The following is a 24,547-nucleotide window of genomic DNA, read 5'->3' as shown; positions in this document are numbered from 1 at the left end:
GAAGGCACCTCATGATCTGGCAAACCGCACGCTTTCAGATGGACTTGTCGCAGCCGCGCGTCATGGGCATTGTCAACGTCACGCCTGACTCTTTTTCGGATGGTGGTAAATATTATTCTTCTGGCGACAGTTTTTCCGGGGTATTTGCGCACTGTGAGCAGTTGATCCGTGAAGGCGCTGACTTGCTGGATATTGGCGGTGAATCTACGCGGCCTGGTGCATTGCCTGTTTCGCTGGAACAAGAACTGGCGCGCGTAATGCCCGTGGTTCGCCATGCCGTCAAGCTGGGCGTGCCGGTTTCTGTGGATACGTACAAGCCAGAAGTCATGCGCGCCGTACTCGACTTGGGTGCCGACATCATCAATGACATCTGGGCGTTGCGTCAACCCGGCGCCCTGCAAGTAGTGGCTGCACACCCGAGTTGCGGTGTTTGCCTGATGCACATGCACCGTGAGCCGCAAACCATGCAGACGGTGCCGATGCAAGGCGATGTCGTGCCACAAATACTTTTTTTTCTGGAGCAGGCCGCCCAGCGTCTGCAGACGGCAGGTGTTGACAAGGCGCGCATTGTGCTGGATACCGGAGTCGGTTTTGGGAAAACGGTGGCACAGAATTTTGCTTTGCTGGCCAGGCAGCGCGAATTTTTGGCAGCGGGCTACCCGCTGCTGGCGGCCTGGTCGCGCAAGTCATCTTTGGCGGCCGTTTGCAGCCCGCCTTATGCACATCAAGAACCGCTGGATATAACGATGCGTATGATTCCCAGCGTGGCGGCGGCATTACTGGCGGTCGAGCGCGGCGCGCGTATCGTTCGTGTGCATGATGTGCTGGAAACCGTGCAGGCCTTGAAGGTCTGGATGGCAGCCAGTTGATGCGTTGCTACGATTGTTGCACCGCACAATAAAATTCACTTTCAGTCTATCTATCCCTAAAGCTTTCTCTAAAATCAACGGTTGATCAACAGCGCAGCTTTTAAAGAACCACACGCATGACAAGAAAATACTTTGGTACCGACGGCATTCGGGGCACTGTTGGACAGAGTCCGATCACCCCTGACTTTGTGCTCCGGCTGGCCCATGCCGTGGGTCATGTGCTTCGCAAGACCGAAGACCGGCCGACTGTGCTGATTGGCAAGGACACGCGTATTTCAGGCTACATGCTGGAGAGTGCGCTGGAGTCCGGCTTTAACTCCGCTGGCGTGGATGTGGTGCTGCTGGGACCTTTGCCTACGCCAGGCGTGGCCTACCTGACACGCGCACAGCGCGCCAGTCTCGGGGTGGTCATCAGTGCCAGCCACAATCCTTTTGCCGATAACGGCATCAAGTTTTTCAGTGCCCAAGGCACCAAACTCAATGATGACTGGGAATCTGCGGTAGAAGCGGCACTGCAAGAGCCGCCGGTCTGGGCCGATTCGGCTTCACTGGGAAAAACGCGCCGCCTTGAAGATGCAGCCGGGCGCTATATCGAATTTTGCAAAAGCACATTTGCCCACGATCTGACCCTTAAGGGCTTGAAAATTGTGGTTGACGGTGCGCATGGTGCGGCCTACCAGATCGCGCCGATGGTGTTCCATGAACTTGGCGCCGAGGTAATTGCCATTGGTTGCACGCCCGATGGCCTCAACATCAATGATGGATTTGGTGCCACCCATCCTCAGGCGCTGGTCAACGCGGTAAAAACCCACCAGGCCGACTTCGGCATTGCACTTGATGGCGATGCAGATCGTCTGCAAATCGTGGACGCAGAGGGCCGGCTTTACAACGGCGATGAAGTGCTCTATCTGATGGTGACCGAGCGCCTGGCCCGGGGTGAACAAGTTCCCGGAACCGTCGGAACCTTGATGACCAACATGGCCGTCGAAGTGGCGCTGAAAGCCAAAGGCGTGGAGTTTGTACGCGCCAAGGTGGGCGACCGCTACGTTCTTGAGGAACTCGATAAGCGCGGCTGGCTGCTCGGCGGAGAAGGCTCAGGCCACTTGCTGGCGCTAGACAAGCACACCACTGGCGACGGCCTGATCAGCGCGTTGCAGGTGCTGCAGGCGTGTGTGCGCAGCAAGAAAACGCTGGCGCAACTGTTGGATGACGTGGTGCTGTTTCCGCAGACGCTGGTCAACGTTCGGCTCAAGCCCGGTCAGGACTGGAAGAACAGCCCTGAGTTGGCCAGTCAAACCGCCGCCGTGGAAATCGAATTGGGCAATACCGGCCGCATTTTGATTCGTGCCAGCGGCACCGAGCCTTTGCTGCGAGTAATGGTGGAGGCGCGCGATCCAGAGCAAGCCAGAGCCTGTGCCGAGCGGGTTGCAGACACGGTGCGCTCGGTATAAGTGCTGAATACGCTGATTGGAATGACAAAAGGCTGCAAGGCCTTTTGCCGTTTAAGCGGGCGCTTTTACCGGCTCAAGGCGTCTTGATTCCGGCGGTTTTGATAACCCTGGTCCAGCGTGCCTCTTCGCTCTTGATGAAGTCGGCGTAGTGCTTGGCACCGGGCTGCGGCACCACAAAGCCCTGCGACTCCAGGCGCTGCTTGATCGCTGGCGAACTCATGACCTGCAGCATCGCCGCATCGAGCTTGTCGATGATCGGCTGTGGCACGCTCTTGGGGGCAGAAATGCCTGACCATGACAACGCTTCAAAGCCTTTGTAACCCGATTCGGCCACGGTCGGCACGTCGGGATACAGCGGATTGCGCTGCGCGCTCGACACCGCCAGCGGGCGCAGCTTGCCAGCCTTGACATGCTGCAGCGCCACGTCCTGATTGATAAACATCATCTTGATGGTGCCGCCCAGAATGTCGGTCATCATCGGGCCGCCGCCCCGGTACGGAATGCCCAGCATGTAAATGCCGGCGGTCTGCTTGAACTGCTCCATTGCCATGTGACCCGAGGCGGCCGGGGTGTAGCCGTAGTCGAGCTTGCCCGGATTGGCCTTGGCGTAGTCGACCAACTCTTTGAGCGTTTTGAACGGTGTGCTCGGGTGGACTACCAGCACGTTAGGGCCGGAATGCACCTGGGCGATATGAATAAAGTCGGTGTTCGAGTTGTACTTGGGCAAAGGCTCCAGACCGTGAGCCACGGCGTTTTGGCCCACGCCAGTCTGGATCAGGGTGTAGCCATCAGGCGTGGCCTTGGCACCGCGATCGGTGCCGATCACGCCGCCGGCACCGCCGATGTTGTCGACGATGAAAGGCTGCTTGAGGATCTTGCTGAGTTCTTCCGCCACCATGCGTCCCATCACGTCGCTGGTGCCGCCGGCGGGGAAGGGCACGATGATCTTCACCGGCTTGTTCGGGTAATCGGACTGGGCTATAGCCGTTCCAGATGCTATGAAAACAATAGCTGAAAGTGCAAGTGTGGCAAGCGCATAGCGTCTATTTGTCATAAATATATCTCCTGTTGAAGTATTCTGAAGCGCAAGAAGGCGGGGTACGGCGTGGCGAGATGATTGAAGACGATTCAGCGTCCCCTGGCCTTGCGCCAAGTGGAAAAATCGTCTTTCGACTGCTGCTGCGTGGGCGGATACAGGCCGATGATGGGCCGACCCTTGAGGACTTCTTCAAGCACGAAGTCTTCAAATGCGGTCATTTCCACCGCATCGTCGGCAATCTCGTCGGCCAGGTGCGCCGGAATCACGAACACGCCTTCCTGATCGCCGACGATCACATCGCCCGGAAACACGGCCACATCGCCGCAGCCAATCGGCACATTGATGTCCAGCGCCTGGTGCAGCGTGAGGTTGGTGGGAGCAGAAGGGCGCTGGTGATAGGTCGGAAACGGCAGCACCGCCAGCTCGGGCGAGTCGCGAAAGCCGCCGTCGGTGACGATGCCGGCAGCGCCGCGCACCATCAGGCGCGAGATCAATATGGAGCCCGCTGAGGCAGCGCGGGCGTCCTTGCGGCTGTCGATGACCAGCACCGCGCCTTCCGGGCATTGCTCGACGGCCACGCGCTGCGGGTGCTTGGGGTCCTGGAACACGCTGATCGGGTTCAGGTCTTCACGCGCCGGAATGTAGCGCAGGGTGAAGGCTTCACCCACCATGGTCGGCAGGCTGCGGTTGACCGGATGCACGTCCTGGATGAACTGGTTGCGCAGGCCGCGTTTGAACAGGGCGGTGCACAGCGTGGCGATGCTGACGGTCTTGAGCTTGTCGCGGGTGGCGGGACTGAGGGACATGAAGAACTTTCTTTATTGGGGTGAGGGCAAAGATGATTTATCCGTGTCATTCCCGCGAAGGCGGGAATGACGAACGGGGAGTTGTTTCTTTGGACATCTTCAGTAAATGTCGGGCTCGCCAATGGGCGCGCCGAACGAGGTTTCAAGAAAATCAAAGTCGCAGCCGGTGTCGGCCTGCTGGATGTGGCGCGCGCTCATCCAGCCGTAGCCGCGCTCGAAGCGCTTCGGGGGCGGCGTCCAGGCGGCGCGGCGCTGGGCCAGTTCGTCGTCGCTGACTTCGAGGTGGATGCGCCGGGCCGGCACATCGACAGTGATCAAGTCGCCAGTTCTCACCAACGCCAGCGGGCCGCCGATGTAGGCCTCTGGCGCGACGTGCAGGATGCAAGCACCGTAGCTGGTGCCGCTCATGCGGGCGTCCGAAATGCGCAGCATGTCTTTCACGCCCTGCTTGACCAGCTTGAGCGGGATGGGCAGCATGCCCCATTCGGGCATGCCGGGGCCGCCCTGCGGGCCAGCGTTGCGCAGGATCAGGATGTGGTCGGCCGTCACATCGAGGTTTTCGTCCTCGACGGCGGCTTTCATCGACGGGTAGTCGTCAAACACCAGCGCCGGGCCGGTGTGCTGGAAGTAGTGCGGCGCGCAAGCGCTGGGCTTGATCACGCAGCCGTCGGGCGCGAGGTTGCCGCGCAGCACGGCCAGCGCGCCTTCGGCATAAATCGGGTTGTCGAGCGGCCGAATCACGTCGTGGTTGTAGACCTCGGCACCGACCAGGTTGTCGCCGAGCGGCTTGCCGGTGACGGTCAGCGCATCGAGTTGGAGGTGGTCTTTCAGCACGCTCATCATGCCCAGCATGCCGCCGGCGTAGTAGAAGTCTTCCATCAAATACGTGTCGCCACTGGGGCGGATGTTGGCAATCACCGGCACCTTGCGGCTGGCCGCGTCGAAGTCGTCCAGGCCAACGGCGCAATGCTCACCAGCGCGGCGCGACATGGCGACGAGGTGAATGATGGCGTTGGTCGAGCAGCCCATCGCCATGGCGACGGTGATGGCGTTCTCGAACGAGGCGCGCGACAGCAGTTTGGCTGGGCTCAAGCCTTCCCAGACCATGCCGACGATGCGCCGGCCGCATTTGGTCGCCATGCGGATGTGGTTGGAATCGACTGCCGGAATCGACGACGCGCCGGGCAGCGTCAAGCCCATCGCCTCGGCAATGCCGGTCATGGTGCTGGCCGTGCCCATGGTCATGCAGTGGCCGTGGCTGCGCGCAATGCCGCCTTCGACTTCCAGCCACTGCGCCTTGTTGATCTTGCCGGCGCGCCGCTCGTCCCAGTATTTCCAGGTGTCCGAGCCTGAACCGAGGATCTTGCCCTTGACGTTGCCGCGCAGCATCGGGCCGGCGGGCATGTAGATGAAGGGCACACCGGCACTGAGCGCCCCGAGCACCAAGCCGGGTGTGGTCTTGTCGCAGCCGCCCATCAGCACCGCGCCGTCAATCGGGTGGCTGCGCAGCAATTCCTCCACGTCCATGGCCAGCATGTTGCGGTACAGCATGGTGGTCGGCTTGACCAGTGCTTCGGACAGCGACAGCGCCGGCAGTTCCAGCGGAAAGCCGCCGGCCTGCAGCACGCCGCGCTTGACATCCTCGACGCGCTGCTTGAAGTGGCCGTGGCAGGTGCCGATGTCGCTCCAGGTGTTCAAAATGGCGATGACCGGCTTGCCTTCCCAGTCTTCGGGGCCGTAGCCCAGCTGCATCACGCGTGAGCGGTGGCCGAAGGAGCGCACGTCGTCGGGGGCGAACCAGCGCGCGCTGCGCAATTCTTCGTAAGTCTTTTTTGTCATGAAAAGGGCTTCGGGTTCAAAATATTCACAAAATTAAAGCACTAATATATTAGTGTGTCAATGCTATGATTTACCCTGATGGCCACATTGATAACCCTAAAGACCGCATGACAGTTCTCGCCAATATTGCGCCGCCCAAACTGGACCGCACCCGCCAGTCGGCCCCTCAAGTGTTTGAAGTTTTGCGGGAGCTGATCGTCTCCGTCCAGCTGGAACCCGGAACGGTGTTGCAGCGCGCCGAATTGGTGGAGCACTTCGGCATCAGCCAGACGCCGATTCGTGATGCGTTGCTGCGGCTGGGTGAAGAGCAACTGGTCGATATTTTTCCGCAACATGCCACCGTGGTCAGCCGGATTGATTTGACGGCGGCCTTGCAGGCGCATTTCCTGCGACTGGCGATTGAGCTGGAAATTCTGACGGCCTTGTGTGTATTGCCGGAGGCGAAACACGGTGCCCTGATGCGACGGTTGAACGGGGGCATGGCCGAGCAGGAAGCCGCGCTCAATCCGCTGGATATTGCAAAGCTGGCCTTGGCTGACCAAGCGTTTCATGAACAACTGTACGCAGCCGCCAACGTGGGGCCGCTGTGGGCGCTGGTGCGCAAGCAAAGCGGGCATGTCGACCGGCTGCGCCGGCTGAACCTGCCCGTTGAAGGCAAGCCGCAGGCCATCGTGCGCGACCACCGCGCCATCGTAGAAGCCATTGCGCGCAAGGACGCGCAGGCGGCGCAAAACGCGCTGCGTCAGCACTTGGCTGGAACGCTGTCCTTTGTCGATGACATCAGGCAGCGTTTTCCGGACTGGATCGTTGCGAACGGGTAAGCCGCTCTGAAAAGCCGGGTGTTGAACTGGCGCTGGTTTATTCCGGCCTGGAAACGAGTTTTTAAGATAAAAAGGCCTGTTGCGCATGCTGAATGGGCGCTGCAAGCTATTAATAGCATAGCAAAATGCTGGATGTTTCGCATTTTTTGGTGGCAAGTGGAAGGGGCTTCTTTCTAGCCCGGCTTTTTTCGGTATTCAAACGGCGTGGTTCTCCGTCACCGTTTCAAAGAAAGGCCTGCGGGCGGCGATCCGTGCCGGTTGCAGAGCCGCACAAGACGCACGCCCATAAAAAAATCCCGCTGCCAGAAAACAGCGGGATTTTTGATTTTCAGCCGGATGGCGGTTTGTGGCGGCGGAAAACCTTCACCTCAATACGCCATGCCGACAATGCCGACCCCGGCCTCAGGCGACCGTCAACTCGGTTTCCAGTTCAGGCACAGTAGCCGCCACCGGGGCAGGCACTGGCGTGCGGATCAAATGGTCAAAAGCGCTCAGTGCTGCCTTCGCGCCATCGCCAGCGGCAATCACGATCTGCTTGAACGGCACCGTGGTGGCGTCGCCCGCTGCAAACACGCCCGGCACCGAGGTCTGGCCTTTGGCGTCAATCACGATTTCGCCGTGCTTGGACAACTCGACCGTGCCCTTGAGCCAGTCGGTGTTGGGCACCAGGCCAATCTGGATGAACACGCCTTCGAGCGCCACGCTGTGCAGCGCATTCGTTGCCCGGTCTTTGTAAACCAGGCCGTTGACCTTCTGGCCGTCGCCGGTGATCTCGGTCGTCTGCGCGTTGGTAAACACCGTCACGTTGGCCAGGCTGTGCAGTTTGCGCTGCAGCACGGCATCGGCCCGCAGCGCGGTGTCGAACTCAATCAGCGTGACATGGCCGACCAGGCCTGCCAGGTCAATGGCGGCCTCAACGCCCGAGTTGCCGCCGCCAATCACCGCCACGCGCTTGCCCTTGAACAGCGGGCCGTCGCAGTGCGGGCAGTACGCCACGCCCTTGTTCTTGTACTCGTGCTCGCCGGGCACGTTGATGTTGCGCCAGCGCGCGCCGGTCGACAAGATGACGGTCTTGCTTTTCAGCGTGGCACCGCTTTCAAGCTGGATTTCGATCAGGCCCTGACCCGATGCAGACGCCGGAATCAAGGCCTTGGCGCGTTGCAGGTTCATGATGTCCACCTCGTAGGCGCGCACATGCTGCTCCAGCGCCAGCGCAAACTGTGGGCCCGTGGTTTCCTTCACCGAGATGAAGTTTTCAATGCCCATCGTGTCCAGCACCTGGCCGCCAAAGCGCTCGCAGGCAATGCCGGTGCGAATGCCTTTGCGGGCAGCGTAAACCGCCGCCGCTGCACCGGCCGGGCCACCGCCGACGATCAATACGTCAAAGGCTTCCTTGGAGGCGATTTTTTTGGCCTCGCGCTCAACCCCGCTGGTGTCAATCTTGGCCAGGATTTCTTCCAGGCTCATGCGGCCCTGGGCGAACTCGGTGCCGTTCAGGTAGACCGTCGGCACGGCCATGACCTGGCGTTCCTTGATCTCCTCCTGGAACAGCGAGCCGTCAATCATCGTGGTCTTGATGCGCGGGTTTTGCACTGCCATCAGGTTGAGCGCCTGCACCACGTCGGGGCAGGTGTGGCACGACAGCGAGACATAGACTTCAAAGTCAAAATCGCCGTCGAGTGCGCGGATTTGCTGCAGCACGTCTTCTTCGACCTTGGGCGGGTAGCCGCCAATTTGCAGCAGCGCCAAAATCAGCGAGGTGAATTCATGGCCCATTGGCAAACCGGCAAAACGCGGGCCGTGGTTTTCGCCGGGGCGGTTGATGGAGAACGACGGCTTGCGGTGAACGTCGTCCCGGCTTTCGCTGACAGTGATCAGCGCTGAGGCGCTGGCAACGTCCTTCAGCAGCGACTGCAACTCGCCCGACGCCTTGCTGTCGTCGAGCGAAGCAACGATTTCGATCGGCTGCGTGGCGCGGTCGAGGTAGCTTTTCAATTGGGTCTGGGTGGCGGCGTCGAGCATGGCGGACTCACTTTCAAAATGCGTGGAGGAATAAAAAAGCCCGGGTGCAGGCGCGCCCGGGCTGTGGCGCGGTGAAAGCGTCTTAGATCTTGCCGACCAGGTCGAACGATGGCTTCAGGGTCGCCGAGCCTTCTTCCCATTTGGCCGGGCAGACTTCACCGGGGTGGGCGGCCACGTACTGGGCGGCCTTGACCTTGCGCAGCAATTCGGCGGCGTTACGGCCAATGCCTTCGGCGGTCACTTCTACCGACTGGATGATGCCTTGCGGGTCAACGATGAACGTGCCACGGTCAGCCAGGCCCTGGCCTTCGCGCATGGTGTCGAAGTTGCGCGTCACGGTGCCCGACGGGTCGCCAATCATGGCGTACTGGATCTTGCCGATGGTGTCCGAGCTGTCGTGCCAGGCTTTGTGCGTGAAGTGCGTGTCGGTCGACACCGAGTAGATTTCTACGCCCATTTTCTGGAATTCAGCGTAATGGTCAGCCACGTCGCCCAGTTCGGTCGGGCAGACGAATGTGAAATCGGCAGGGTAGAAAAAGAACACGGCCCACTTGCCCAGCACGTCTTTTTCAGACAATTCAATGAACTTGCCGGCTTTGTAGGCGCTGGCCTGGAAAGGCTTGATCGCGGTATTGATAACGGACATGGTGGGTTCCTTTACGGGGTGGTTGAAAATCTGAACAAGGTGATAGTTTATGTCTCATGATGCGTTTGATCAAATAGACATTTGCTATTAATGGAATTGCTGCTGGCTATCTGGCGAGGCGCAAAAAACGGCTGGTGATTGAATTAATTTGGCCAAACAAGGCGATTACGCAGGCTGGACGGGCGCTGCCAGCTATCAAAATCATAGTTGTATACGAGCTGCAAGCTGATGAGCGCATGGCCTGCAATCAATATTCCAGCCGTTCCGGTTTGATTTCCTGCAGGATGGTGGTGGCGATTTCCTCGATCGACTTGGTGGTGGTCGATAACCAGCGAATGCCTTCGCGCCGCATCATGGCTTCAGCCTCGTGAATTTCATTGCGGCAGTTGGCCAGGCTTGAATAGACCGAGTTGGGTCGGCGCTCATTGCGGATCTCGCTCAGGCGCTCTGCGGCAATCGTCAAGCCAAAGATTTTTTTACGGTGTGGCACCAGTGCAGGCGGCAGTTGCCGGCGCTCGAAGTCTTCGGGAATCAGCGGGTAATTCGATGCCTTCAGGCCGTACTGCATGGCCAAGTACAGCGTGGTGGGGGTTTTGCCACTGCGGCTGACGCCGACCAGAATCACGTCCGAGCCTGCCAGGTCGCGGTGGCTCTGGCCGTCGTCATGCGCCAGTGAAAAATTGATCGCCTCGATCCGGTCGTCATAGGCCTTGCTTTTGGAAGCGTCTGAAAACCGGCCCACGCGGTGATTGGACTTGATGCCCAGCTCGCTTTCCAGCGGCGCCACAAAGGTGCCAAACATGTCCAGCAGCATGCCGTTGCACTGCGACTTGATGACCGCCAGGATGTCCATGTTCACCAGCGTCGTGAAAACAATAGGCCGCTTGCCTTCGATTTCCCCGGTGTTGTTGATATGACGGATGGCCTGATAGGCCTTGTCCACGGTGTCAATAAACGGCAGCCGGACATGCCGTGGGTTGATTTCAAACTGGGCCAGGATGGCGTTGCCAAAGGTTTCGGCGGTGATACCGGTGCCGTCAGAAATGAAAAATACGGTGCGATTGGACATGGTGCTTGCTTCAGTCAATGGAAAAGCCGGAATGGCGGGGCCGGGCAGCAGCCCCCTACAATCATGCCAATTATCCCGTTTGTGTTTCCGTGCGCTGCATCAACCGAACTAAAAAGAACAACAAGGCTGGGCGCCGCACCGGACACTGGGTGCCGATTTTTAAACCTCCGGAGTATTTTTATGTCCAACCTGTTTGCGTCGACCGACCTGGTCGTACCGTTTGAAAACCTGAGAATGACCGATGTCGACTCGGTCGGTGGCAAGAACGCCAGCCTCGGCGAGATGATTTCGCAGCTGCCCACCGGCCCGCAAGGTGTGCGGGTACCGACCGGCTTTGCCACCACGGCCCACGCTTTTCGCGTCTTTCTGGCGTATGCCGGGCTCGACAACAAGATCAATGCTGTGCTCGATGCGCTCGATACCGAGGACGTGCGCGCGCTGGCCAAAGCCGGCGCGCAAATTCGCAGCATGGTGGAAGCCCAGCCTTTTCCGCCAGAGTTCGAGCAAGCCGTGCGCGAGAGTTTTACCCGCCTGAGCGTCAACAACAGCCAGGCCAGTTTTGCCGTGCGTTCATCGGCTACTGCCGAAGACTTGCCCGACGCTTCGTTTGCCGGCCAGCAGGAAACCTTTCTGAACGTCGTCGGTATTGACGATGTGCTGCACAAGATGAAAGAAGTGTTTGCTTCGCTCTACAACGACCGCGCCATCAGCTACCGCGTTCACAAGGGGTTTGCCCATGCGGGCGTCGCCTTGTCGGCCGGCGTGCAGCGCATGGTGCGCAGTGATCTGGGCGCAGCTGGCGTCATGTTCACCATCGACACCGAAAGTGGTTTTGAAGACGTGGTGTTTGTGACTTCCAGCTATGGCTTGGGCGAAACAGTAGTGCAGGGCGCTGTGAACCCGGACGAGTTCTATGTGCACAAGCCAATGCTCAAGGCCGGCAACCGCGCGGTGATCCGCCGCAATTTAGGCTCCAAGCTGCTGCAGATGGAGTTCACGACCGCAGAAGAGAAAAAAGTCGGCGGCAAGCTGGTCAAAACCACCGATGTGCCGATTGAGTTGCGCAACCGCTATTCACTGACCGACGCGGATGTCGAGCAGCTGGCACGTTATGCCGTCATTATTGAAGACCATTACGGCCGTCCGATGGACATCGAATGGGGCAAGGACGGTATCGACGGCGAAATGTACATCCTGCAGGCACGCCCTGAAACTGTCAAAAGCCAGGCCAAAGGCAAGGCCGAGCAGCGCTACAAGCTCAAAGGTGTCGGCACGGTGCTGACGGCTGGCCGCGCGATTGGCCAGAAAATTGGCACCGGGCCGGTGCGTATCGTGCATGACATCAGCGAGATGGACCAGGTCCAGCCCGGCGATGTGCTGGTGACCGACATGACCGACCCGAACTGGGAGCCGGTGATGAAGCGCGCCAGCGCCATCGTGACAAACCGCGGCGGCCGTACCTGCCATGCCGCCATCATCGCGCGTGAACTGGGAATTCCGGCAGTGGTGGGTTGTGGTGACGCGACCGACCAGTTGAAAGACGGAATGCTGGTGACCGTGAGCTGCGCCGAGGGGGACACGGGTAATATTTATGACGGTTTGCTGGAAACCGAAGTGACTGAAGTGCTGCGTGGCGAGATGCCGCCTATCGACATCAAGATCATGATGAATGTCGGCAACCCGCAGCTGGCTTTTGATTTCTGCCAGATTCCCAACCAGGGTGTCGGCTTGGCGCGGCTGGAGTTCATTATCAACAACAACATCGGCGTCCATCCGAAGGCGATTCTGGACTACCCGAATGTTGCTGCCGATCTGAAAAAGGCAGTGGAAAGCGTGGCGCGCGGCCATGCGTCGCCACGTGCTTTTTATGTCGATAAAGTGGCTGAAGGCATTGCCACCATTGGCGCTGCATTCTGGCCGAAGCCTGTCATCGTTCGGCTTTCGGACTTCAAGTCGAACGAATACCGCAAGCTGATTGGCGGCTCGCGCTATGAGCCTGAAGAAGAAAATCCAATGCTGGGCTTTCGCGGTGCAGCACGCTACATCAGCGCCGAATTCCGTGAAGCTTTTGCCATGGAATGCGAAGCGCTCAAGCGCGTGCGCAACGACATGGGCTTGACCAACGTGGAGGTCATGGTGCCGTTTGTGCGCACACTCAGTCAGGCCAAGGCCGTGACGGAGTTGCTGGCCGAGCATGGGCTCAAGCGCGGCGAGCAGGGTTTGCGCCTCATCATGATGTGCGAAGTGCCCAGCAATGCCATATTGGCCGATCAGTTCCTGGAGTACTTCGACGGTTTTTCTATCGGCTCCAACGACCTGACGCAGCTGACGCTGGGCCTGGACCGCGACTCGGGGCTGGAAATTCTGGCGAAAGACTTTGACGAACGTGATCCGGCGGTCAAGGCGCTGCTCAGCCTGGCTATTTCGGCCTGCAAACGTCAGGGTAAATATGTCGGCATTTGCGGTCAGGGCCCCAGCGACCACGCAGACTTTGCGCTATGGCTCAAGGAGCAGGGCATTGGTTCAATTTCCCTGAATCCCGATACCGTGATCGAGACCTGGAAACGCTTGGCCAACTGATTTTTCCAGTGCCTCACCGAGGGAAAACCCCCGGCAGCTTGCGCGGTGAGTGTCAGCAATGGGAAAGTCCTCCGATGACAATCGGAGGTTCCGGCTTCCATGCTTGTCACTCGCCATGCTGATCTTTTTTACCACCCTCAAACTGATTGCCGAAATTGCGTTGCTGGCGCTGGCGGGTCAATGGCTGACCGGCTTGATGTCGGGTTCCGCGCGCAACGGCAATCCGTTTTATACCTTGCTGCAGCTTTTGGGCAGGCCGTGGATTCGCGCGGCGCGGTGGCTTTCGCCTCGTGTCGTGCTGGATCGCCACGTGCCGCTGGTGGCATTTTTTCTGTTGCTGCTGATGTGGGCGGCCGCAAGTTTTGCCAAAGTCATGCTCTGTCTGCAGATGGGTGTGGATTTATGCAAATGACCCGCTCGTTCAGGGACAGTTTTCGATATTTTTTCCTGAAAGTGCAAGCGATGCTCCTGCTGGCATTCGGTCGCCCGGCGGCCGCGCTTGCCAGGTTTGACCGGATGGTATCTAGCTGGCCGCTGGACCGCTATACGTTGGCCAGCCGTGCCCATGTGCTGGCCGGGCTCAACCGGCTTGAGGCGTCCATCATCAGCCAGCAGCGGGTCGTCGGCCTTCCGGGCTCTGAGGCGCAGATGGCGGTGGACTGGTTCAATCTGGGTTATTTGCAGCAGCAGGCCGGCCGCTACGATGAAGCCCGGCCTTCATTTGAAAAAGCTACCGAATTTAATCCCGCCATGGATCGGGCCTGGTATGGCCTGGCCTTGGTGCTGATGCATCAACAACAATTTGACGAAGCCCGGCAGGCGCTGAAAAAAAATACGGCACTGCAACCGATGAGTCCACACGGCTGGTATCGGCTGGCGCAAGTCAATCTGGCGTTGGGCGAGCCGGAAAAATCCCGCAAAGTGATTGATCACCTGCGCCAGTTCGAGCCTAGGGTGGCGGCGCAACTGGAGCGCGAAATCAGCATGGCCGGTGCGCTTAACGAGCAGACGCATCACATGCACGCGCCAGTCCCTATGCAGTTTCCCAAGGGAGCGCCTGATGCCCTCGGCTGAAGCGCGTCGCCGCTACTGGCGCAAAAACCTGCTTGTTACGGCCTTGCTGCTGCTGGTCTGGTTTTTTGTCACCTTTGGTGTTTCCTACTTCGCGCGCTTTCTGAACTTTCGTTTTTTTGGCTGGCCTTTCAGCTTCTGGATGGGCGCGCAAGGCAGCTTGCTGGTGTATGGCCTGATCATTGGGTTTTATGCGTGGTACATGAACCGGCTCGACCTTGAGTTGGAGCCTGATCCGCCTGAAGAGGAGGCATGAACGTGTCCGATGCCTCAGACGCCAGTGGAGAAGTGCTGCTTTCGTCGCGCCAGTTCAAAGGCCAGTTACACAGCATTTATCGCTGGTACACCTTGGGTTTTTTGCTTTTCGTGGCGGTGCTTGCGGTGCTGGAACATTGGGGTATGCCGCGTACCTGGATAGGCATGACGTTTTTGCTGTCCGCCATCGCGCTGTACGCGGGTATCGGCATCATGAGCCGCACCACCGACGCCAACGAATATTACGTAGCGGGTCGCCGTGTTCCGGCCATTTATAACGGCATGGCGATTGGTGCCGACTGGATGTCTGCGGCTTCATTTTTGGGTCTGGCCGGCACCTTGTACCTGACCGGTTACAGCGGTCTGGCGTTCATCATGGGATGGACGGGCGGGTATTGCCTGGTGGCGCTGGTGCTGGCACCTTACCTGCGCAAATTCGGGCAGTTCACGATTCCTGATTTTCTGGGCGAACGTTATGGCGGGCATTGGCCCCGGCTGATTGGTGTCGCGGCGACCATCTTGTGCTCATTTACTTATTTGGTGGCACAGATTTACGGCGTCGGACTCATCACTTCTTACCTGACCGGCATAGCTTTCGAGTTGGGTATTTTTCTCGGGCTGGGCGGACTGCTGGTCTGCTCGTTTCTGGGCGGCATGCGCGCCGTCACTTGGACACAGGTTGCCCAATACATTATTTTGCTGGTGGCCTACCTGGTGCCGGTGGTCTGGCTGTCGGTCAAGCAGACCGGTGTCCCCGTGCCGCATGCAGTTTATGGCTACCAGCTGGAGAAAGTCACCGCCAAGGAAAAAGAGCTGGCCAGTGATCCGCGTGAACTTGAAGTTCGCGCCATCTTCAAACAAAGGGCCGAAGTCCTGGCCGAAAAAATGAAGCATCCGGCGCTTTCAATGGTGGCTGACAAGCTGGCAGCCACCAAAAAGCTGGAAGCTCTCAAGTCAAGTAATGCGCCCGTCGCTGAAGTTTCTGCGGCCGGCAAGGCCTTGGCCGCCTTGCCCAAGGATGAGGCTGCGGCGCTGCGTCAGTGGGAGTTGGCAAGAGCTGCTGACGAGATCAAAAGCCAGCCACTCAATGGCATGCCTGCACATGCCGCCCAATTTACCGGGAATCCCGATGGCACACCGCAAGAAAAAGAGGCCTACGATACCTCGCGCCGAAATTTTCTGGCGCTGGTTTTTTGCCTGATGGTCGGCACTTCGGCTTTGCCGCATATTTTGATGCGTTACTACACCGTGCCCAGCGTGCGTGAAGCCCGGCGATCCGTGACGTGGTCACTGTTTTTTATTTTTCTGCTTTATTGCACCGCCCCTGCGCTGGCTGTGCTGGTGAAATATGAAGTTTTTACGGTGCTGGTCGGCACCTCTTTTGACCAGTTGCCCGCCTGGGTTCACGCGTGGAACAAGGTCGATCCAGCGTTGCTGTCGGTGCTGGACGTGAACAAGGACAACATCCTTCAGCTCAATGAAATCACGATTGGCGGCGACATTGTGGTGCTGCTGACGCCTGAGCTGGCTGGCCTGCCTTATGTTATTTCAGCGCTGGTCGCTGCGGGCGGGTTGGCGGCGGCGCTGTCAACGGCTGACGGTTTGCTGCTGGCGATTGCCAACGCGCTGGGCCATGACCTCTATTACAAGATGATCGACCCCAATGCTTCCACCTTGAGCCGGGTCACGGTCTCCAAAATACTCTTGCTCATTGTTGCCTTGCTGGCGGCTTATGTGGCCGCCCAGAAACCCGCTGATATCCTGTTTTTGGTTTCTGCGGCGTTTTCCTTTGCCGCCGCATCTTTTTTCCCCGCGCTCAGCATGGGAATTTTCTGGAAGCGTGCCACCGGCAAGGCTGCTGCCCTGGGCATGATGGCCGGGCTGAGCGTCACGACTTACTACATGGTGACCACCCAGCCTTGGTTGCGTGACACTTTTGGCGTCACAACACCGGTCCAGCTCTGGTGGGGAATCGAGCCGATTTCTGCCGGCTTTTTTGGCGTACCTGTTGGCTTTGCTGTGATTTTTCTGGTCAGTCTGGTAACACGTGCGCCCAGCCAGGAGATGGAGTCGCTGGTGGAATACATCCGTTATCCAGACCTGAAAACCTATGACCGGGGTTTGGCAGTGCCAGACGCGCAGCATAAGGGCCAAATCCCGCACCAGGCGGCCGACGGGCTATAATCATGGGCTTCGCCTTGCTGCACCCAAAACCATATCTGGTTAGACGCTGGGGCAGCTTTAATCAACCAAAAGGAGAGTTATGCGTCATTACGAGATCGTCTTGCTGATCCACCCGGATCAAAGCGAGCAAGTCCCAGCCATGCTGGAACGCTACAAGGGCATGATTACCGCCGGCGGCGGAACTGTGCATCGTGTGGAAGATTGGGGCCGTCGCCAGCTGGTGTACCTGATCCAGAAGCTAGCCAAAGCCCATTACCTCTGCATCAACATCGAAGCCAGCCAGGCTGTGATGGAAGAAATCGAGCACGCGTTCAAGTTCAACGACGCCGTGCTGCGCCACCTGACCGTCGTGAAGAAAAAGGCTGAAACCGGCCCGTCCCTCATGATGCGCAACGTCGAGAGAGAAGAAGCCCGTAAAACCCAACAGCAGGAGTTTGCGGCTTAATTCGCCTCATGCTGTTGAACGCTGCGCTGTTGTGCAACTTTGAGCCGCAGTGAACCACGTTGAACTGACCGCAGGTATCGCCGAGCTAAGTCCTCTGCGCTACACGCCCGCTGGAATCCCTGCCATTAATTTCATTCTCGAACACGCGTCTGAAATGCTTGAAGCCGGGGTGAACAGACAGGTCAAATTGACGATAAGGGCAGTTGCTTTTGGAACGCTGGCTGAACAGGCCGTCAAGCTTCCTTTGAGCAAGTCTTTCAGGTTCACCGGTTTTCTGATTAATGCACGCACCAGCAAAGGCGTTGTTTTTCATCTTCAAGCTCTTCACCCGATCCTTCAGGCAGAGCAAGTACTGAACCCTATTTAAGGAGTCCATCATGGCCGGACCAAAACGTTTTAACAAAGACAAGCGCCCCAAGCGCAATACCCAATCCCTGCTGTTCAAGCGCAAGCGTTTTTGCCGCTTCACAGCCGCTGGCGTTGAAGAAATCGACTACAAAGATATCGACACCCTGCGCGATTTCGTTTCTGAAAATGGAAAAATCATTCCCGCACGCCTGACCGGCACCCGCGCGATTTTCCAGCGACAGATCAACACCGCCGTCAAGCGCGCTCGCTTCCTCGCGATGCTGCCTTACAGCGACCAGCACAAGAGCCTGTAAGGAGATACGACCATGCAAATTATTCTGCTCGACAAAGTCGTGAACCTGGGCAATCTGGGTGACGTCGTCAAAGTCAAAGACGGCTACGCACGCAACTTCCTGATCCCTTTCGGCAGCGCCCGTCGCGCCACCGCATCGGCTATCAAGGAGTTTGAAGTCAAACGCGCTGATCTTGAAAAAGCTGCCGCTGCCAAGCTGGCCGAAATGCAAGCGCAAGGCGAAAAGCTCGGTGGCACCACCGTCAAGCTGACGCAAAAAGCCGGTGTTGATGGTCGCCTGTTCGGCTCCGTCACCAATGCCGACATTGCCCAGGAAGTGTCCAAGCAAGGTTTTGCAGTGACCAAATCGCAAATCCGCCTGCCAAACGGTCCGATCAAGATCGTTGGCGATCATACTGTCAGCGTTGCATTGCACACTGACGTTGTGGTCGAAATCACGGTAACGGTTTACGGCGAAACTGCTTAAATCCCTTCACGTGTTACCCTGAAAAGCCGCTCCTCGGAGCGGCTTTTTTCTTGGAGAAACAGGGATTTCGCCAGAGTGGTGCCCCCTTTGATTTGCAGTCAAAAAATGCAAAAATTCCCGTATTTTTGCTACTGTATTAATAGCTGCTAGTGCATACGCAGTGTGCGCAATGGGTCTTTTTTATACTGAAATAGTCGTTCTGTTGTCGGGCCGCATGCGTTTCAGCCTCTCCACGATGAGATGCACCTCTTCAAGCTTGATTTCCACCTGTTTTCCCCAGCTTATTTCCAGGTTTGTCCCGTGCGTTTTGAGGCTTACGGCGTACCATCTACCCTCCAAGGAGCACCATGTCAGCCGTATTTTCTCCATTCGCCGAAACTGCTTACAGCGCCGACCGCCAGATTGCCCAGCTTCGCATTCCACCGCATTCGATTGAAGGCGAGTCCAGCGTTTTAGGCGGCTTGCTGCTGGACAACAGCGCCTGGGACCGCGTCGGGGATCTGCTGGACGACCAGGATTTTTACCGCCACGAGCACCAGCTTATTTATGCCGCCATTGGCTGGCTGATCAACGCCTCCAAGCCTGCCGACATCATCACGGTCTATGAACGGCTGCAGAACCTGGGCAAAAATGAGGAAATCGGCGGCCTGAGCTACCTGAACTCACTGGCCCAATATGTGCCGAGCGCCAGCAACATCCGGCGTTATGCCGAGATCGTCCGCGAGCGCTCAATCTTGCGCAAGCTGGTGGCCGCCTCGGATGAAATTGCGACCAATTCCTTCAACCCGCAAGGCAAGGCCGTCACCGTCATTCTGGATGAGGCCGAGCAGAAAATTCTGAACATCGGCGAGCAGGGTGGCCGGTCGCAGCAAGGCTTTCAGAGCATGGACACACTGGTGGTGGACTTGCTGGACCGCGTGACCGAGATGTCGGAAAACCCGAATGATGTCACGGGCGTACCGACCGGTTTTGTCGACCTGGATCGCATGACATCCGGCTTTCAGGCGGGTGATTTGATCATTCTGGCGGCCCGGCCATCGATGGGTAAAACGGCGCTGGCCATCAACATCGCCGAGCATGTGGCCCTGCATGAAGGTTTGCCTGTGGCTGTGTTTTCGATGGAAATGGGTGCTTCCCAACTGGCCGTGCGCATCGTCGGTTCGATTGGCCGGATCGACCAGACGCACCTGCGCACCGGCGCGCTGACCGACGAGGAATGGCCGCGCCTGACCGAAGCCATTGAAAAGCTGAGAACCATTTCCCTGCATATTGACGAAACCGCCGGCCTTACGGTCAGCGAGCTGCGTGCCAATGCCAGGCGGCTGGCGCGTCAGTGCGGCAAGCTGGGATTGATCGTGGTGGACTATTTGCAGCTGATGAGCGTGTCGAGTGGCATGGCCGATGAGAACCGCGCCACCGCCGTGGGCGAAATCTCGCGCGGCCTGAAGATGCTGGCCAAAGAGCTTCAATGCCCGGTGATTGCGCTGTCGCAGCTCAGTCGGGGCGTTGAGTCGCGCACCGACAAGCGTCCGATGATGAGCGATTTGCGGGAGTCAGGCGCCATCGAGCAGGACGCCGACATCATCATGTTTATTTACCGTGACGAGTACTACACCAAGGAAGCCTGCAAAGAGCCGGGGGTGGCAGAAGTCATCATCAGCAAGCAGCGCAATGGCCCTACGGGAACGGTCAAACTGGCGTTTATCAATCGAATCACAAAATTCGAAAGTCTGGCGCATGGTTCTGGCGATTTTTAGATAAAAAGCAGCTGTTGCGCACGCTGTATAAGCGCAGACTGCTATATTTATAGCAGCAATCTGCATCTGAAAAATAGCTGTGACCAATGGGTCGTGAAGCTACTCACTACTGCAATTGCTTCACGCAAGACCAGAGCCTTGCTGAGGATTTACTCCAGATCTTCCATGGCCAGCATGTGGTACTTCTGGCCATACGAGAAAGGCAGTTTGCGCACGATTTCCATCATGCGCTCCGTATCGTCATTGGAAGGCGTTTTAACCATCAAGGCGTGATGGCCTTCTCTAGCGAGGTCAATGTACTTGCGAACTGTCGCCCCTTCGGTACCAACAGACGGCAGCTCAACCGTTGATTCCCCGTCAATCTTGCCAATCTCCTTGAGCACCACGCGCGGCGTCAACAGCAACACGTCCTGGTCGGAAAAGCCTGCCGCTTCGAGTTCGCGGGCGGCTTGTTCTGCATTTGCAGCGTCTGGAAACATCAAAAACGAATAACCGGTCGGATAGAAGACGCCTTGCATGGTCGTCATTTTGGAATCCATCAGAAATGATTGCATTGAAATTTTTCCTTTTCGGTTAGACGCCTATTACGACACGCCCGCCAAGTTGTGTCTGTAGGCCAGCGGCTTGTCGCTTTACCGAAAGAAAATGGCTTTTCGTGCCTGAGCTGCCCGAACCGCTGTATTGCCAACAACACCTGCGCCTGTTCAGGGCAGTGCCTCTGCCTTCAACGAAGGCTCGGACATGACGCGTGCGGTACTGGCCAGGTTGTCAAGCAACTGGTTTGAAAAATAGCTGCTTTGCGTATCGGGTTCCAGGGCGGCCATGACCAGATTGGCCAAAGGCTGATTCATGGGAACGTAATAACTTCCTGTGGGGGCATCAATCACGCCGCGCACCAGCGTCACTTCGGTTTTGACAATCGGCGTGCCAGCTGCGCTCTGGGTGCGTACGTTTTGCCGGGATGCGCTGGCTGTGCGGTAGATATCGCCCAGCATGGCACTTTGTTCCAGCACCCTGAGCACCTGCACACCCTGGAGCTGAAGCCGCTCAACGGCTATGGTTGAGTTGGCCGACAGCCAGTAGCCGCATGGACGCACACGTGCTTTCAGGGTGCGCAGCGCCAGCGCTGAGTCCCAGTCTACCGTGATGGATTTATCGGCACCGGTGACCGGGTCGAGCATCAGCAGGTCGTATTGGGCGGGTGTTGTGGCGGCGGCCACGACCGCTTCGCCCCGGCAGGCTTGTGCGCTGACTTCTTTGTCAATGTAGGGGCGCAACTGCCCGAGTTCACTGGCGCGCTGGGCGGTGCTGCCAAGCACGCTGGTGATGGCGGTGACATGGGTATGCACGCGCCGCTGGATATGCAGCCGGCCCAGATCGGTGCCGCGCGACTCGACCCGCAGGCTGATGGCATTTTTAAGGCCGTCCACATTGCGGCTGGTTTCAGGCTCGCTGCCGCCCATGGAGATTTTCCGGTCGGCAGGGTCTGCTGACGTCGTGTAGTACCACTCAGAACTCAGGCTTTGGCCTTTGAGCGCCGCCAGCAAGGGCCGGCGAAACCACTCTTCATCGGCTTTGCTTAAAAATTCTGGCTGATTGGCGGTTGTGCTGAACTGCAAAAGCGCATCAAATTTCTGCACGGTTCCGAATTTTTGCAGGTACGGGCTGACGGCTGTGTATTCGTGCGCATCCAGCACCACCGTGGGCAGGTAGTCGCGCGTGAGGCGGGCCAGCGCCTGGGCTTCGGGCGTGTCGAGCAACAAATGATCGCGGCTCATGTCGCGGCCGTTTGCCGTGACATGTTCGCCCCTGTCCGCGCCGTCAGGATTGGCGCGCGGAATAATCACCACATTAATGCGTTCCAGTAGCGGCTGCAACAGTCCTTGCGCCAGCTCGCGCGCCACCACCAGCATGGCTTCGCTGGCGGCCGGTTCGTCGCCGTGCTGCTGGCCTATCAGTAACACGGTAGGCCGGCCTGTCGCCTGCAGTGCAGCAGGGTCGGTGCCGGTGCCGCGTGTCAAAACCAGTGCTTCCAAGGGCTGACCTTGCTGTGACGTGCCAATAGGCAACACCGCTGCCTTGATACCGACCGAACGTGACAGCGATGCCGTCTGATCGCGCAGCCAGCCGTGGATTTCATCTTGTGTGGTGAAGTGCGCGCGGCCCGCTTGCAGGCCGGGTGTCTTGTAGACCACCGAAGGCGCCGGGAACCGGGCGGCAACTGCTGCGCTGTAAGGGGTTGGCGCTTGTGCGGGCGCTGCCGCAGTGATCGACGGCGGCGCTACCGGATAAGTTTGTACGCCGACCGCTGGCTCAATAGACCTCTGCGCGGGGGCTGTTGTGGTGTTGACGGCGGGACGCAAAACGGCAGGCGTCCAGGTCGGCAACTGCACCGTGGTGCAGGCCGTCAGCAAGGTCAGCGGGGCGATTATTCCCAGTAGCGCCGAGCGCGTACGAGGGGCTGAAAAATCGGCGCGGGTCTTGGAGTCAAGGGCAGTCATGGTGGTCATTCTTCTTTTTTGGGTGTTAACCATGGGTCAGGCTGGCGGAAAGTATTTCGTAAATACTGATATTAACTGCCTTACAGACCTTTGCGGCAGGGCGAAGTAGGCACTGAAAATGCGCGGCTTGAGTCAGGTGAGCAGTGCGAAGAAGCGTGCCGCGCAACGTTTTAATGACTACTTCGCTGGTTTTTTAGCGTTCTCCAGCCGGTGCCATCCGGGCTGAATTCGCTTTCAGGGAAAATGGGGCCATGTCAATCCCCGTTTCTACCGACGTTTCTGCTCTTTCAGACAACCCATGGCGACTGAGCGTTGCGCCCATGATGGATTGGTCTGACCGGCACTGCCGTTTTTTTCACCGGCTGATGTCGCGCCATGCACTGCTCTACACCGAGATGGTGACCACGGGCGCGTTGATTCATGGCGATGTGGCGCGACATTTGCGCTTCAACGTCGAAGAGCATCCGGTGGCCTTGCAGCTGGGCGGCAGCGAGCCCGCCGACCTGGCACAGTGCGCGCAGCTGGGCGAGCAGTGGGGTTACAACGAGATCAATATCAACTGCGGTTGCCCCAGCGAGCGCGTGCAGCGCGGTGCGTTTGGCGCCTGCCTGATGAACGAGCCGCAACTGGTGGCGGACTGCGTCAAGGCGATGGTCGATGTGGTGCGTGTGCCGGTCACGGTCAAGCACCGGATTGGCATCGACAAGACCGAGAGCTACGAATTTGTGCGCGACTTTGTCGGCACGGTCAGTGAAGCCGGTTGCAACACGTTCATTGTGCATGCCCGCAATGCGTGGCTCAAAGGCCTGAGCCCGAAAGAAAACCGGGAAGTGCCGCCGCTGCGCTATGAACTGGTGCACCGCCTGAAGCAGGACTTCGAGCATTTGACGATTTGCGTCAACGGCGGCATCACCACCGGCGATCAGGTGGACGGGCAATTGCAGGCGCTCGACGGCGTCATGATTGGCCGGGAGGCTTATCACAACCCGTGGTGGCTGGCTTCGTGGGACACGGATTTTTTTGGCCAGCAGCCCAGCGACCTAACGCGCGAACAGGTCGAGCTTGAGATGTGTGATTACATGATTCGCGAAGCGGTGGCACACGGCACGGCGTTCAGCGCCATTGCCCGCCACATGCTGGGCTTGCGCCATGGCTTGCCGGGTTCACGCCGCTGGCGTCAGGTCTGGAGCGACCACAAGCTCAAAGGGCTGTCGCCCCACGCGGTGATGGCGCTGGCGCATGAGCCGGTGCTGACTGCAGCTTGAGTTATTGACGGGCCGTGATCAAGCGGCCGCTTCCAGTCCATTTTTGAAGTGTTCACGCATGCGCTGGGCACCCGCTTCGGCATTGCGCGCCGTCAAGGCGGCCATGATAGCCCGATGCTCTGCCAGAGACTCTTCAATCCGGCCGCTTTTCAGTAGCGAGTTGTGCCGGTTCAGCTTCATCACCTTGCGCAGATCGGCCACCATCTGGTTGCGCCAGCGGTTGTTGGCAATTTCCAGCAAACGCATGTGAAACGCTTCATTGAGTGCAAAAAAGCGTTCCCGGTTGCCGACCTCTTTTTCAAGCTCGTCGTGCAAGCTTTGCAATTCCCTGATCTGGGCCGGCGATGCGCTTGAAGCTACCACGCCTGCAGCATCACTTTCAAGCAGCGCGAGCAAATGGTACACATCGGACAGGTCGGTGTCTGATACCTCAGTGACATAAGCGCCACGCCGCACTTTCATGGTCACCAGCCCTTCGGTGGCCAATACCTTCAACGCTTCACGCAAAGGGGTACGGCTGATGCCATATTCCTCGGCCAGTTTGAGCTCGTCAATCCAGCTGCCGGGCACCAGCTCATGGCTGAAAATGCGCTCTCGCAACAACTCGGCAACGTCTTGGTAAAGTGCGCGCGGGGATAGGGAAAGTTCAGCCATGGCAACAAGTGTAAGCGTTCTGAAAATTTTTTGAATCAATAATTATAAATAATGTAGACTTGCCAGCTTGTTTACAGACTGCATTTGTTGCACGGGTCTGCCTGTAAAAGGCTGACTCAGCGGCAAAACCCAACAAAAGACTGCTG

23 protein-coding genes are annotated in these 24,547 nt (G+C 58.3%); 14 read left to right on the top strand and 9 right to left on the bottom strand.

Annotated features, from left to right (window positions below; translation table 11 throughout):
• Positions 1-11 precede the first annotated feature (11 nt).
• Positions 12-869 carry a dihydropteroate synthase gene (folP, locus tag RCH06_RS05610; protein ID WP_327080455.1) on the top strand — a complete coding sequence of 286 codons (858 nt, stop codon included), beginning with the start codon at positions 12-14 and terminating at the stop codon, positions 867-869.
• A 116-nt stretch (positions 870-985) separates the two neighbouring features.
• Entirely contained in the window at positions 986-2,320 is a 1,335-nt protein-coding gene (glmM, locus tag RCH06_RS05605) for a phosphoglucosamine mutase (protein ID WP_327080454.1), read from the top strand.
• A 73-nt stretch (positions 2,321-2,393) separates the two neighbouring features.
• On the opposite strand, the gene RCH06_RS05600 is transcribed toward glmM, so the two are convergent.
• The 3 genes from RCH06_RS05600 to araD form a co-directional block, all read right to left on the bottom strand.
• Positions 2,394-3,374 carry a Bug family tripartite tricarboxylate transporter substrate binding protein gene (locus RCH06_RS05600; RefSeq protein ID WP_327080453.1) on the bottom strand — a complete coding sequence of 327 codons (981 nt, stop codon included), beginning with the start codon at positions 3,372-3,374 and terminating at the stop codon, positions 2,394-2,396.
• Between the two features lie 74 nt (positions 3,375-3,448).
• Positions 3,449-4,165, bottom strand: coding sequence for a ribonuclease activity regulator RraA (locus RCH06_RS05595; RefSeq protein WP_327080452.1), 717 nt, complete (start codon positions 4,163-4,165; stop codon positions 3,449-3,451).
• A gap of 99 nt (positions 4,166-4,264) precedes the next feature.
• Positions 4,265-6,004 (bottom strand): L-arabinonate dehydratase, encoded by a 1,740-nt coding sequence (gene araD, locus RCH06_RS05590; RefSeq protein WP_327080451.1) that lies wholly within the window; start codon positions 6,002-6,004, stop codon positions 4,265-4,267.
• A 107-nt stretch (positions 6,005-6,111) separates the two neighbouring features.
• On the opposite strand from araD, the gene RCH06_RS05585 reads away from it, so the two are divergent.
• On the top strand, positions 6,112-6,825 hold the full coding sequence (locus RCH06_RS05585; RefSeq protein ID WP_327080450.1) for a GntR family transcriptional regulator: 714 nt from the start codon (positions 6,112-6,114) through the stop codon (positions 6,823-6,825).
• Between the two features lie 402 nt (positions 6,826-7,227).
• Here the strand turns inward: RCH06_RS05585 and ahpF are convergent, their stop codons facing one another.
• From ahpF to ppsR, 3 genes are all read right to left on the bottom strand, one after another.
• Entirely contained in the window at positions 7,228-8,847 is a 1,620-nt protein-coding gene (gene ahpF / locus RCH06_RS05580; RefSeq protein WP_327080449.1) for an alkyl hydroperoxide reductase subunit F, read from the bottom strand.
• Positions 8,848-8,929: 82 nt separating this feature from the next.
• A complete protein-coding gene (gene ahpC, locus RCH06_RS05575) occupies positions 8,930-9,493 on the bottom strand; it encodes an alkyl hydroperoxide reductase subunit C (protein WP_327080448.1) in 564 nt (187 codons plus the stop codon).
• Positions 9,494-9,740: 247 nt separating this feature from the next.
• The gene (gene ppsR, locus RCH06_RS05570; RefSeq protein ID WP_327080447.1) at positions 9,741-10,562 is read right to left on the bottom strand and encodes a posphoenolpyruvate synthetase regulatory kinase/phosphorylase PpsR; all 822 of its coding nucleotides are present in this window, start codon (positions 10,560-10,562) and stop codon (positions 9,741-9,743) included.
• Positions 10,563-10,742: 180 nt separating this feature from the next.
• Between ppsR and ppsA the strand changes: the two genes are divergently transcribed.
• From ppsA to dnaB, 10 genes are all read left to right on the top strand, one after another.
• Positions 10,743-13,142: a phosphoenolpyruvate synthase gene (ppsA, locus tag RCH06_RS05565; RefSeq protein ID WP_327080446.1), complete on the top strand. Its 2,400-nt coding sequence runs from the start codon at positions 10,743-10,745 to the stop codon at positions 13,140-13,142.
• A 115-nt stretch (positions 13,143-13,257) separates the two neighbouring features.
• Complete coding sequence (locus RCH06_RS05560) at positions 13,258-13,554, top strand: hypothetical protein (protein ID WP_327080445.1); 297 nt, start codon at positions 13,258-13,260, stop codon at positions 13,552-13,554.
• Positions 13,545-14,216, top strand: coding sequence for a tetratricopeptide repeat protein (locus RCH06_RS05555; RefSeq protein ID WP_442799601.1), 672 nt, complete (start codon positions 13,545-13,547; stop codon positions 14,214-14,216). Before RCH06_RS05560 ends, RCH06_RS05555 begins: the two co-directional genes overlap by 10 nt.
• Positions 14,203-14,469: a DUF4212 domain-containing protein gene (locus tag RCH06_RS05550; RefSeq protein WP_327080443.1), complete on the top strand. Its 267-nt coding sequence runs from the start codon at positions 14,203-14,205 to the stop codon at positions 14,467-14,469. Before RCH06_RS05555 ends, RCH06_RS05550 begins: the two co-directional genes overlap by 14 nt.
• Positions 14,470-14,471: 2 nt before the next feature.
• Entirely contained in the window at positions 14,472-16,652 is a 2,181-nt protein-coding gene (locus tag RCH06_RS05545; RefSeq protein ID WP_327080442.1) for a sodium:solute symporter family protein, read from the top strand.
• 79 nt (positions 16,653-16,731) lie between these two features.
• On the top strand, positions 16,732-17,097 hold the full coding sequence (gene rpsF, locus RCH06_RS05540; RefSeq protein ID WP_011801780.1) for a 30S ribosomal protein S6: 366 nt from the start codon (positions 16,732-16,734) through the stop codon (positions 17,095-17,097).
• A gap of 49 nt (positions 17,098-17,146) precedes the next feature.
• The gene (gene priB / locus RCH06_RS05535; protein WP_327080441.1) at positions 17,147-17,464 is read left to right on the top strand and encodes a primosomal replication protein N; all 318 of its coding nucleotides are present in this window, start codon (positions 17,147-17,149) and stop codon (positions 17,462-17,464) included.
• A 10-nt stretch (positions 17,465-17,474) separates the two neighbouring features.
• Positions 17,475-17,759, top strand: a complete 285-nt coding sequence (rpsR, locus tag RCH06_RS05530; protein ID WP_026779352.1) for a 30S ribosomal protein S18 — start codon at positions 17,475-17,477, stop codon at positions 17,757-17,759.
• Between the two features lie 12 nt (positions 17,760-17,771).
• Complete coding sequence (gene rplI / locus RCH06_RS05525; RefSeq protein ID WP_327080440.1) at positions 17,772-18,224, top strand: 50S ribosomal protein L9; 453 nt, start codon at positions 17,772-17,774, stop codon at positions 18,222-18,224.
• A gap of 347 nt (positions 18,225-18,571) precedes the next feature.
• Positions 18,572-19,981, top strand: a complete 1,410-nt coding sequence (gene dnaB / locus RCH06_RS05520; protein WP_327080439.1) for a replicative DNA helicase — start codon at positions 18,572-18,574, stop codon at positions 19,979-19,981.
• A 149-nt stretch (positions 19,982-20,130) separates the two neighbouring features.
• Here the strand turns inward: dnaB and RCH06_RS05515 are convergent, their stop codons facing one another.
• Positions 20,131-20,535, bottom strand: a complete 405-nt coding sequence (locus RCH06_RS05515) for an RNA-binding protein (RefSeq protein ID WP_327080438.1) — start codon at positions 20,533-20,535, stop codon at positions 20,131-20,133.
• A 150-nt stretch (positions 20,536-20,685) separates the two neighbouring features.
• A complete protein-coding gene (locus RCH06_RS05510) occupies positions 20,686-22,482 on the bottom strand; it encodes a M14 family metallopeptidase (protein ID WP_327080437.1) in 1,797 nt (598 codons plus the stop codon).
• A gap of 251 nt (positions 22,483-22,733) precedes the next feature.
• Here RCH06_RS05510 and dusA point away from each other — a divergent pair, with 251 nt between their 5' ends.
• Positions 22,734-23,747, top strand: coding sequence for a tRNA dihydrouridine(20/20a) synthase DusA (gene dusA / locus RCH06_RS05505; RefSeq protein WP_327080436.1), 1,014 nt, complete (start codon positions 22,734-22,736; stop codon positions 23,745-23,747).
• Positions 23,748-23,765: 18 nt separating this feature from the next.
• Here the strand turns inward: dusA and RCH06_RS05500 are convergent, their stop codons facing one another.
• On the bottom strand, positions 23,766-24,401 hold the full coding sequence (locus RCH06_RS05500; RefSeq protein WP_327080435.1) for a GntR family transcriptional regulator: 636 nt from the start codon (positions 24,399-24,401) through the stop codon (positions 23,766-23,768).
• Positions 24,402-24,547: the final 146 nt, after the last annotated feature.

Source organism: Polaromonas sp. CG_9.5, assembly GCF_035984465.1.
In the GTDB taxonomy this organism is placed as follows: domain Bacteria; phylum Pseudomonadota; class Gammaproteobacteria; order Burkholderiales; family Burkholderiaceae_C; genus Polaromonas.
This window is presented reverse-complemented; position numbering and strand designations above follow the sequence as displayed.